Below are 9,766 nucleotides of genomic sequence, written 5' to 3'. Positions count from 1 at the left end.
TTTTTTATTACGGGTGGGCGTCAGGTCAAACCTTGACGATCCAGCCCGCTGGCGCTTCGATGTCGCCGGTCTGCACGCCGGTCAGCTCTTTGTAGAGCTTCTGGGTGATCGGGCCGACTTCGGTTTCGCTGTGGAACACGTGCAGGTGATCGTTGTAGTCGATGCCGCCAATCGGCGTGATCACGGCAGCAGTGCCGCAAGCACCGGCTTCCTTGAAATCCGACAGCTTGTCGATCAGCACGTCACCTTCAACCACTTCCAGGCCCAGACGGGACTTTGCCAGCTCGATCAGCGACAGGCGGGTGATGCCCGGCAGTACCGACGGCGAGTTCGGGGTCACGAACTTGTTGTCGTGGGTGATCCCGAAGAAGTTGGCCGAACCGACTTCCTCGATCTTGGTGTGGGTCATCGGATCCAGGTAGATGGCGTCGGCGAAGTTGGCTTTCTTGGCCTTGGAGCCCGGCATCAGGCTGGCGGCGTAGTTGCCACCGACCTTGGCGGCGCCGGTGCCTTGCGGCGCGGCACGGTCGTAGCTGGAGATCTGGAAGTTGTGCGGGGTCAGGCCGCCCTTGAAGTAGGCGCCGACCGGGATGCAGAAGATCGAGAAGATGAACTCGGGCGCGGTGCGCACGCCGATGTTGTCACCCACGCCGATCACGAACGGACGCAGGTACAGCGCGCCGCCGGTGCCGTAAGGCGGGATGAAGCGCTCGTTGGCGCGAACCACGGCTTTACAGGCTTCGATGAACTGCTCGGTGTCGACTGTCGGCATCAGCAGGCGCGCGCAGCTGCGTTGCATGCGCAGGGCGTTCTGGTCCGGGCGGAACAGGTTGATCGAGCCGTCCTTGCAACGATAGGCCTTCATGCCCTCGAAGCATTGCTGGCCATAGTGAAGGGCAGTGGAGCCTTCGCTGATGTGCAGCACGTTATCTTCGGTCAGGGTGCCTTTGTCCCACTCGCCATTGCGAAAGTACGACAGATAGCGCTTGTCGGTCTTGATGTAGTCAAAACCCAGCTTGTCCCAATTGATGCTTTCGTTACCCATGACACCCTCTATCACTGAACAACCGTCGAAACGGTTCAAGGCTTCTGACGTTTTTTGGATGGGGACAACAATACTTCATTCCGGGCCTGTTTCGCAGCCCGGACTATCGGATGACAGACAGATAAATCACGCAGGCCTCAAGAAATCGCTAGCAGGCTAGCTCCCACAGGGGAACGCATTCCAAATGTGGGAGCCAGCCTGCTGGCGATGGGGCCATCCCTGCCAACCTCAGTTACAGGTGCAGCGCATGACCTAGTGCCCGCAACGCCGCTTCCTGCACCGCTTCACCCAGCGTCGGATGCGCATGAATGGTGCCGCCAATGTCTTCCAGCCGCGCGCCCATTTCCAGGCTTTGCGCGAACGCGGCGGACAATTCGGACACCCCGACACCCACCGCCTGCCAGCCGACAATCAGATGATTGTCCCGACGGGCGACTACGCGCACGAAGCCGCTTTTCGATTCCAGCGTCATCGCCCGGCCATTGGCGGCGAACGGAAAACTGGAAACGATGCAGTCCAGGCCGGCAGCCTTGGCCTCGTCCGGGGTCTTGCCGACCACCACCAGTTCCGGGTCGGTGAAGCACACGGCGGCGATGGCGGTAGGGTTGAACTCGCGGGACTTGCCGCTGATCAGCTCGGCAACCATCTCGCCCTGAGCCATGGCCCGGTGCGCAAGCATTGGTTCACCGCTGAGGTCGCCGATGGCGTACACGTTGCGCATGCTGGTCTGGCAGCGGTTGTCGATCTTGATCGACGAGCCGTTCATGTCCAGGTTCAGCGCTTCGAGGTTCCAGCCCTGAGTGTTCGGTTTACGGCCTACGGCCACCAGCACCTGATCGGTTTCCAGATTCAGGGTGTCGCCGCTCGGCTCCAGAACTTGCAAGGTATTATTCGAAGAATCAAAGCCCTGCACGCTATGTTTCAAGTAAAGCTTCACGCCGAGTTTTTTCAGTTCGTCGTGCACCGGTTGGGTCAGCTCAGCATCGTAGGCCGGCAGAATGCGATCCTGCGCTTCCACCACGCTAACGTCCGCACCGAGCTTGCGATAGGCAATGCCCAGTTCCAGACCGATGTAGCCGCCACCGACCACGATCAGCCGCTTGGGAACCGAAGTTGGTGCCAACGCTTCGGTGGAGGAGATGATCGGACCGCCAATCGGCAGCATCGGCAGGTTCACGCTCTTGGAACCGGTGGCCAGCACCAGGTGTTCGCATTGAATCCGCGTGTCGCCCACGTCGACGGTTTTACCGTCAACCACTTTGGCCCAGCCTTGAACGACCTGAACCTTGTTCTTTTTCAGCAATGCCGCGACGCCGGTAGTCAGGCGATCGACGATGCCGTCCTTCCACTCGACGCTCTTGGTGATGTCGAGGGTTGGTGCCGAAACGCTGATACCCAGAGCCGAATGCTGGCTGTGGTGTTGCGTCTGGTGAAACTGCTCGGCGACGTGGATCAACGCCTTGGACGGAATGCAGCCGATGTTCAGGCAAGTGCCGCCCAGGGATTCGCCTTCCACCAGAATGGTCGGGATGCCCAACTGACCAGCACGGATCGCCGTTACATAACCGCCAGGGCCGCCTCCGATGATCAGCAACTGGGTGTTCAAAGTTTGCATTCGTTACTCCACAAACAAGGTAGCGGGTTGTTCGAGCAAGCCACGGATGGCCTGGATGAATAGCGCCGCGTCCATGCCGTCGACCACACGGTGATCGAAGGAGCTGGAGAGGTTCATCATCTTGCGGATCACGATCTGGCCTTTGATGACCATCGGCCGTTCGACGATTTTGTTTACGCCAATGATCGCCACTTCCGGCAGGTTCAGCACCGGCGTGCTGACGATGCCGCCCAACGCGCCGAGGCTGGTCAGGGTGATGGTCGAGCCGGACAGTTCATCGCGGCTGGCCTTGCCGTTGCGCGCAGCGGTGGCCAAGCGAGAGATTTCCGTCGCGCTGTCCCACAGGCTGCGGGCTTCGGCGTGACGCACCACCGGCACCATCAAACCGATGTCGGCCTGGGTGGCGATACCCACATGCACCGCGCCGAGGCGGGTGATGACCTGGGCTTCGTCGTCGTAACGGGCGTTGATCTGCGGGAAATCGCGCAGCGCGACGACCATGGCGCGGACCAGGAACGGCAGCAAAGTCAGCTTGCCGCGAGTGGCACCGTGTTTTTCGTTGAGGTGCGCGCGCAGCTCTTCCACGGCGGTGACGTCCATTTCTTCGACGTAACTGAAGTGAGCGGCGCGTTGCGTGGCGTCCTGCATGCGCTGGGCGATCTTGCGGCGCATGCCGATCACCGGGATTTGTTCTTCGTCAGTGCGCTGGGTGTAAGCGCTGCTGACCGTCGATGCGTTGGACTGACCTTGCGCTAGATAGGCGTCTAGGTCTTCATGCAACACGCGACCGGCCGGGCCGGTGCCACGCACCAGGCGCAGTTGAATGCCCAAGTCCAGCGCATGCTTGCGCACGGCCGGGGAGGCCAGCGGACGTTCATCCGCTTCACGAGCGACCATCGGGCCCTGGCAAACGGCAGCTTTCGGCGCTGCGGCAGCGACCGGTTTGCTTTCCACCACGGCTTCGACTTTCGGTGCTACCACCGGTGCTTCTTTTACAGGTGCCGGTTGCGCCGACTCCTTAACGTTGCCCGCGCCTTCGACTTCAATGCTGATCAGCACACTGCCGACCGCCATGACTTCCCCCGGCTGACCGCCGAGGGCGATGACCTTGCCATGTACCGGCGACGGAATGTCCACCATCGCTTTATCGGTCATGACATCGGCCAGCACCTGATCTTCGACGACCATGTCGCCGACCTTGACGTGCCACACCGACAATTCAACTTCTGCAATGCCTTCACCAATGTCCGGCATCTTAATAACGTGCGTGCCCATTCAGACCTCCATGACCCGTTTCAGAGCCGCGCCCACACGGGACGGGCCAGGGAAATACGCCCACTCTTGCGCGTGCGGGTAGGGGGTGTCCCAGCCGGTGACGCGTTCGATCGGCGCTTCCAGGTGGTGGAAGCAATGTTCTTGCACCAGCGACACCAGCTCGGCGCCGAAACCGCAGGTGCGGGTGGCTTCATGGACCACTACGCAGCGGCCGGTTTTCTTCACCGACTTGACGATGGTTTCCAGGTCCAGCGGCCACAGGCTGCGCAGGTCGATGACTTCGGCGTCGATGCCGGTTTCTTCAGCGGCCACTTGCGAGACGTACACGGTGGTGCCGTAAGTCAGGATGGTCACGTCTTTGCCCGGACGGGTGATGGCGGCGACGTCCAGCGGCACGGTGTAGTAGCCATCTGGCACTTGCGCGGCAGGGTGTTTCGACCATGGGGTTACCGGGCGGTCGTGATGGCCGTCGAACGGGCCGTTGTACAGGCGTTTCGGCTCAAGGAAGATCACCGGGTCATCGTTTTCGATGGAAGCGATCAGCAGGCCCTTGGCATCGTACGGGTTGGACGGCATGACAGTGCGCAGACCGCACACCTGAGTGAACATCGCCTCGATGCTCTGGCTGTGGGTCTGGCCGCCGTAAATGCCGCCGCCGCAGGGCATGCGCAGGGTCATCGGAGCAGTGAACTCGCCGGCCGAGCGATAACGCAGGCGGGCGGCTTCGGAAATGATCTGGTCGGACGCCGGGTACACATAGTCGGCGAACTGGATCTCGGCCACCGGGCGCAGACCGTAGGCGCCCATGCCCACGGCGACGCCAACGATGCCGCTCTCGGAGATCGGCGCGTCGAACACGCGGGAGGTGCCGTATTTGTTCTGCAGACCTTCGGTGCAGCGGAACACGCCGCCGAAGTAGCCGACGTCCTGGCCGAACACCACGACGTTGTCGTCACGCTCAAGCATCACATCCATGGCCGAGCGCAGGGCCTGGATCATGGTCATGGTGGTCGTGGTCATGGCGGTGTCCAACTGGATATTGTTGTTGTGATCGTTCATGTCAGATCCCCAGCTCTTGACGCTGGCGCTTCAAGTGCTCCGGCATCTCTTTGTAGACGTCTTCGAACATGGTCGCGGCGCTTGGAATCTGGCCACCGGCCAAGGTGCCGAATTTCTCGGCTTCTTTCTGCGCGGCGATCACTTCGGCTTCCAGTTCGGCGCTGACGGCGGTGTGTTCCTCTTCGGACCACTGGCCGACCTTGATCAGGTGCTGCTTGAGGCGCGCGATCGGATCGCCCAACGGGAAGTGGCTCCAGTCGTCGGCCGGGCGGTATTTGGATGGATCATCGGAGGTCGAGTGCGGGCCGGCGCGGTAGGTGACCCATTCGATCATGGTCGGGCCGAGGTTGCGGCGGGCGCGTTCGGCAGCCCAGGCCGAGGCGGCGTAGACCGCGTAGAAATCGTTACCGTCGACTCGCAGCGAGGCGATGCCGCAACCGACGCCACGACCGGCGAACGTGGTGGCTTCACCACCGGCAATCGCCTGGAAGGTGGAGATCGCCCACTGGTTGTTGACCACGTTGAGGATCACTGGCGCACGGTATACGTGGGCGAAAGTCAGGGCGGTGTGGAAGTCAGATTCAGCGGTGGCGCCGTCGCCGATCCAGGCCGAAGCGATTTTGGTCTCGCCCTTGATCGCCGAGGCCATGCCCCAGCCCACAGCCTGAATGAATTGGGTCGCGAGGTTGCCGGAGATGGTGAAGAAACCGGACTCTTTCACCGAATACATGATCGGCAACTGACGTCCCTTGAGCGGATCGCGCTCGTTGGACAGCAGTTGGCAGATCAGGTCCACCAGCGGGACGTCGCGGGCCATCAGGATGCTTTGCTGACGGTAGGTCGGGAAGCACATGTCGTCGATGTTCAAGGCCAGGGCCTGGGCGCTGCCGATGGCTTCTTCGCCGAGACTCTGCATGTAGAACGACATTTTCTTCTGACGCTGGGCGACCACCATGCGGTTGTCGTAGATCCGCGTCTTGAGCATGGCGCGCATGCCTTTGCGCAGGATCTCGGTGGGCACGCCTTCGGCCCACGGACCCAGGGCGTTGCCCTTATCGTCGAGCACGCGAATCAGGCCGCGGGCCAGATCGGCCGTTTCGGCGGGTTCAACGTCGATTGGGGGTTTGCGCACCGTGCCGGCATCGGTCAGATGCAGGTAGGAGAAGTCGGTTTTGCAGCCGGGACGGCCCGAAGGTTCAGGGACGTGCAGGCGCAGCGGTTCGTACGCTTGGGTCATGGCTTCTACGCTCGATCTTGTGAATTTCTTGTAGTGAGCTGACAGGAATCTTCGGTAGAAGAAATCTTGTCCTACAACAATCATAGGCCCGGCCAAGAAGAATATTTCTCTCTGTTTCATTGCGCTAATGATCATTTGCAGATAAAAAATCTGCATAAACATAAAAAACAGGTGGTTTTGTCTCATGCGCAAACTGGACCGTACCGATATCGGCATTCTCAACAGCCTTCAGGAGAACGCCCGGATTACCAACGCCGACCTTGCACGCTCGGTCAACCTGTCGCCGACACCGTGCTTCAACCGGGTCAAGGCGATGGAAGAACTGGGCCTGATTCGCGAGCAGGTAACGCTGCTGGACGCCGACCTGCTGGGGTTGCACGTGAACGTGTTCATCCATGTCAGCCTGGAGAAGCAGGTGGAGGAAGCGTTGCAGCATTTCGAAGAGGCGATTTCTGATCGGCCGGAAGTGATGGAGTGCTATTTGATGGCGGGCGACCCGGATTACTTGATCCGGGTGCTGGTGCCGACCATTCAGTCGCTGGAGCGCTTCATGATGGACTTTTTGACCAAGGTGCCGGGGGTGGCGAACATTCGGTCGAGTTTTGCGCTGAAGCAGGTGCGTTATAAGACGGCGTTGCCGTTGCCGGCGAATGGGCTGACGTTGGGTAATTGAAGATCAAAAGATCGCAGGCTTCGCCAGCTCCTACATTGATTACCTGCAACCGAGATTGCGCTTTTGCATCTGGACCCCGTAGGAGCTGCCGCAGGCTGCGATCTTTTGCTCTTAAAATTTGTTAAGTGGAATCTTCAGGTAGATCACGCCATTGTCTTCCGCCGGCGGCAGATTCCCCGCCCGCACATTGACCTGAATCGCCGGCAGCAACAGCGTCGGCATGCCTAATCCCTCATCGCGCTGGGTGCGCATGGCAACGAAGGCCACTTCGTCGATGCCGTCGCCCACGTGGATGTTGCTTTTGCGCTGTTCGCCAACGGTGGTCATGCACTGCGGTGTGCGGCCCTCGGGCGGGTAATCGTGGCAGACGTAAAGGCGCACGCTGGCGGGGAAGGCCAGCAATTTGTGGATCGAGGCGAACATCTGATTGGCATTGCCGCCGGGAAAGTCGCAGCGTGCGGTGCCGACGTCCGGCATGAACATTGTGTCGCCCACCAGAATCACGTCGTTGCCGATCAGGTACGCCATGTCCGCAGGGGTATGGCCGGGCACATGCAGCGCCGTGGCCTTGAGGTTGCCGATGTGGAAAGTTTCGTCGGGGGCGAACAGGTGATCGAACTGCGAGCCATCGATGCAAAATTCCGGCTCAAGGTTGAACAGGGTCTTGAACACGTTCTGCACCTTGCAGATCGATTGGCCAATGGCGATCTGGCCGCCCAATTCCCGGCGCAGGTACGGCGCGGCGGACAGGTGATCGGCGTGGGCGTGGGTTTCCAGCAGCCACTGCACCTGCAAGCGGTGCTCGCGCACGAACGCGATGATCCGGTCCGCCTGCAAGGTGGTGGTTCGCCCGGCAGCCGGGTTGTAGTCGAGCACCGGGTCGACGATCGCACACTGCCCGCCATCCGCTTCGTAGATCACGTAACTGTAGGTGGACGAGGCATCGTCGAAAAAGGCTTCAATCAGGGCAGGCATGAGGGTTGTTTCTTCGTGGACAAGTCATGAGGTTAGTTTCATTTTCCCTGCGCTGACCAGCCCCCGCGTCAATTCTGTTAACGAAAAATCCGGGTGGGCTCTATCCTGTCACTCTATCGATACCGGGCGTTCCCGGCCTTTGTCATGGATTACGAGCGTTTTATGTTGCTGGCGAGTTTTTTTGGTGTGGTCATGGGATTGGTGCTGGGTTTGACCGGGGCCGGCGGCGGCATTCTGGCCGTACCGGCGTTGGTGCTGGGCCTGGGATTGAGCATGACCACGGCGGCGCCCGTTGCGCTGTTCGCGGTGGGCAGCGCAGCGGCGGTGGGGGCCATCGATGGTTTGCGGCATGGCCTGGTGCGCTATCGCGCGGCATTGTTGATCGCGGCGCTCGGTGCGGTGTTTTCGCCGGTGGGCATCTACTTGGCCCATCAGTTGCCGGAAAAAATCCTGATGATCCTGTTCAGCCTGCTGATGGTCATGGTGGCTGCGCGGATGCTGCGGCGTGAGCGCAAGGACGAGGGGCCGAGCGATCACGGGCATGCCAACTGGGGCCAGAAGAACTGCATGCTCGATCAGCACACCGGGCGCTTTTCCTGGACCGCCAAATGCACCGCGACCCTCGCCGCGCTGGGGGCGGTGACCGGTGTCGTGTCAGGGTTGCTGGGGGTGGGCGGCGGGTTTCTGATTGTGCCTGCGTTCAAGCAACTGACCGATGTTCAGATGCGTGGAATCATCGCCACGTCGCTGATGGTGATCAGCCTGATCTCGGCCATCGGCGTGATCGGAGCATTGCATGCCGGGGTGCGCATTGATGGGCTGGGTGTTGCCTTCATCGTCTCCAGCATTGTCGGCATGGTCATTGGCCGAAAGCTTTGTGCCCAGGTGCCGGCGCGGACGCTTCAGGTGGGTTTTGCCAGCATCTGTCTGGTGGTCGCCATCTACATGCTGGTGCGCGCCTTATAAGGCTCGGTATTGCAGGCTGAAACCCAGTTCAGCGGTTTGTCCCTGTTCGAGTAACCGCAAGCCTGGTCGACCGGGCAGGTGATGCGCGTTGACCGGATGACTTACCGGCTCGATGCAGAAAAACTCCAGGCCAACCGGGCAGTAGAGCAGGTAGTAATCGCTGCCGGTGGCTTGGCATTCCAGTTCATACCCAAGATCCGGTTGCTGGATCAGGCATCGGCCGTTCCAATCGCAGAAGCCGTTGTCGACCAGCGAATCGGGGAGCGACTTGAGTGACTGGAAATCCCAATCGGCGGGCAGGCTGTCGAGCTGTGTCGGCAGTTTGGTGCTGTCGCACAACCAGACCTGACGGGCCGGCGCGTGCAATCGGGTGCTGGCGGTGCGCGGTAGGTACGGATGCAATCCCAGACCATGCCAGGCGGCTTGCTCAGCCTGATGCGTCACGCTCAGTTCGATGCTCAGTTTGCCTTCGCTCAGATGGAAGCGTTGGCGGGCGCAGTAAGCGAAAGGACAGGCGCTATCGAGTTGCAGCACCACTTCATGCGCGGTGGAAGACACCACCTGCCACGCTTGCTGCCAGGCGCTGCCGTGAATCGGTAGTGGATCGGTGAGGCTGTTGGGTGTCAGCGCCAGCCAGCCATCGGGGCAGTCGAAGCCGCCCTCGGCAATTCGGTTGGACCAAGGCACCAAGGGAAAGCAGCCAAGCTTGCCGGGCAAACCGGTGTTGAGGGCATGAGTATCGGCGTGGCGCAACAAGGGTTGGCCAGTGCTGCGCACGGTCCAGTTGACGATGCTGCCACCGAGTTCCGGGGCGAGGGTGAGGCGGGTGAATTCGTCTTCGAGTTCGAACAGATTCATGCTTTCGTTCTGCGTTGAATAGTTGAAAAGATCGCAGCCTGCGGCAGCTCCTACAGGGAAACG

The 9,766-nt window shown here is 60.7% G+C and carries 9 protein-coding genes; 2 read left to right on the top strand and 7 right to left on the bottom strand.

Annotation, left to right across the window (positions count from 1 at the left end; translation table 11 throughout):
- Positions 1-25: 25 nt before the first annotated feature.
- The 5 genes from ACW9JC_RS25805 to ACW9JC_RS25785 all read right to left on the bottom strand — a co-directional run bounded on the left by ACW9JC_RS25805 (position 26) and on the right by ACW9JC_RS25785 (position 6,231).
- The gene (locus ACW9JC_RS25805) at positions 26-1,045 is read right to left on the bottom strand and encodes a branched-chain amino acid aminotransferase (protein ID WP_416127198.1); all 1,020 of its coding nucleotides are present in this window, start codon (positions 1,043-1,045) and stop codon (positions 26-28) included.
- A 232-nt stretch (positions 1,046-1,277) separates the two neighbouring features.
- Positions 1,278-2,660, bottom strand: a complete 1,383-nt coding sequence (lpdA, locus tag ACW9JC_RS25800) for a dihydrolipoyl dehydrogenase (protein WP_457458507.1) — start codon at positions 2,658-2,660, stop codon at positions 1,278-1,280.
- A gap of 3 nt (positions 2,661-2,663) precedes the next feature.
- A complete protein-coding gene (locus ACW9JC_RS25795) occupies positions 2,664-3,935 on the bottom strand; it encodes a dihydrolipoamide acetyltransferase family protein (protein ID WP_457458505.1) in 1,272 nt (423 codons plus the stop codon).
- Positions 3,936-4,994, bottom strand: a complete 1,059-nt coding sequence (locus tag ACW9JC_RS25790) for an alpha-ketoacid dehydrogenase subunit beta (RefSeq protein WP_338586402.1) — start codon at positions 4,992-4,994, stop codon at positions 3,936-3,938.
- 1 nt (position 4,995) lies between these two features.
- Complete coding sequence (locus ACW9JC_RS25785; RefSeq protein ID WP_457458503.1) at positions 4,996-6,231, bottom strand: thiamine pyrophosphate-dependent enzyme; 1,236 nt, start codon at positions 6,229-6,231, stop codon at positions 4,996-4,998.
- A gap of 184 nt (positions 6,232-6,415) precedes the next feature.
- Here ACW9JC_RS25785 and bkdR point away from each other — a divergent pair, with 184 nt between their 5' ends.
- Positions 6,416-6,904, top strand: a complete 489-nt coding sequence (bkdR, locus tag ACW9JC_RS25780; protein WP_007915088.1) for a Bkd operon transcriptional regulator BkdR — start codon at positions 6,416-6,418, stop codon at positions 6,902-6,904.
- Positions 6,905-7,015: 111 nt separating this feature from the next.
- Here bkdR and ACW9JC_RS25775 read toward each other — a convergent pair whose 3' ends face one another.
- Complete coding sequence (locus ACW9JC_RS25775) at positions 7,016-7,879, bottom strand: MBL fold metallo-hydrolase (RefSeq protein ID WP_457458501.1); 864 nt, start codon at positions 7,877-7,879, stop codon at positions 7,016-7,018.
- A gap of 162 nt (positions 7,880-8,041) precedes the next feature.
- Here ACW9JC_RS25775 and ACW9JC_RS25770 point away from each other — a divergent pair, with 162 nt between their 5' ends.
- Positions 8,042-8,845 (top strand): sulfite exporter TauE/SafE family protein, encoded by an 804-nt coding sequence (locus ACW9JC_RS25770; protein ID WP_457458511.1) that lies wholly within the window; start codon positions 8,042-8,044, stop codon positions 8,843-8,845.
- Here the strand turns inward: ACW9JC_RS25770 and ACW9JC_RS25765 are convergent.
- Positions 8,840-9,703, bottom strand: coding sequence for an aldose 1-epimerase (locus ACW9JC_RS25765; RefSeq protein WP_457458509.1), 864 nt, complete (start codon positions 9,701-9,703; stop codon positions 8,840-8,842). The genes ACW9JC_RS25770 and ACW9JC_RS25765 overlap by 6 nt on opposite strands.
- Between the last annotated feature and the right edge of the window lie 63 nt (positions 9,704-9,766).

It is taken from the genome of Pseudomonas sp. SDO5591_S426 (assembly GCF_054070755.1).
This window is presented reverse-complemented; position numbering and strand designations above follow the sequence as displayed.

What these genes read in the sequence shown, in the direction of transcription:
- ACW9JC_RS25805 (WP_416127198.1), bottom strand. Translation starts at nt 1,045, where the DNA reads ATGGGTAACGAAAGCATCAATTGGGACAAGCTGGGTTTTGACTACATC.
- lpdA (WP_457458507.1), bottom strand. Translation starts at nt 2,660, where the DNA reads ATGCAAACTTTGAACACCCAGTTGCTGATCATCGGAGGCGGCCCTGGC.
- ACW9JC_RS25795 (WP_457458505.1), bottom strand. Translation starts at nt 3,935, where the DNA reads ATGGGCACGCACGTTATTAAGATGCCGGACATTGGTGAAGGCATTGCA.
- ACW9JC_RS25790 (WP_338586402.1), bottom strand. Translation starts at nt 4,994, where the DNA reads ATGAACGATCACAACAACAATATCCAGTTGGACACCGCCATGACCACG.
- ACW9JC_RS25785 (WP_457458503.1), bottom strand. Translation starts at nt 6,231, where the DNA reads ATGACCCAAGCGTACGAACCGCTGCGCCTGCACGTCCCTGAACCTTCG.
- bkdR (WP_007915088.1), top strand. Translation starts at nt 6,416, where the DNA reads ATGCGCAAACTGGACCGTACCGATATCGGCATTCTCAACAGCCTTCAG.
- ACW9JC_RS25775 (WP_457458501.1), bottom strand. Translation starts at nt 7,879, where the DNA reads ATGCCTGCCCTGATTGAAGCCTTTTTCGACGATGCCTCGTCCACCTAC.
- ACW9JC_RS25770 (WP_457458511.1), top strand. Translation starts at nt 8,042, where the DNA reads ATGTTGCTGGCGAGTTTTTTTGGTGTGGTCATGGGATTGGTGCTGGGT.
- ACW9JC_RS25765 (WP_457458509.1), bottom strand. Translation starts at nt 9,703, where the DNA reads ATGAATCTGTTCGAACTCGAAGACGAATTCACCCGCCTCACCCTCGCC.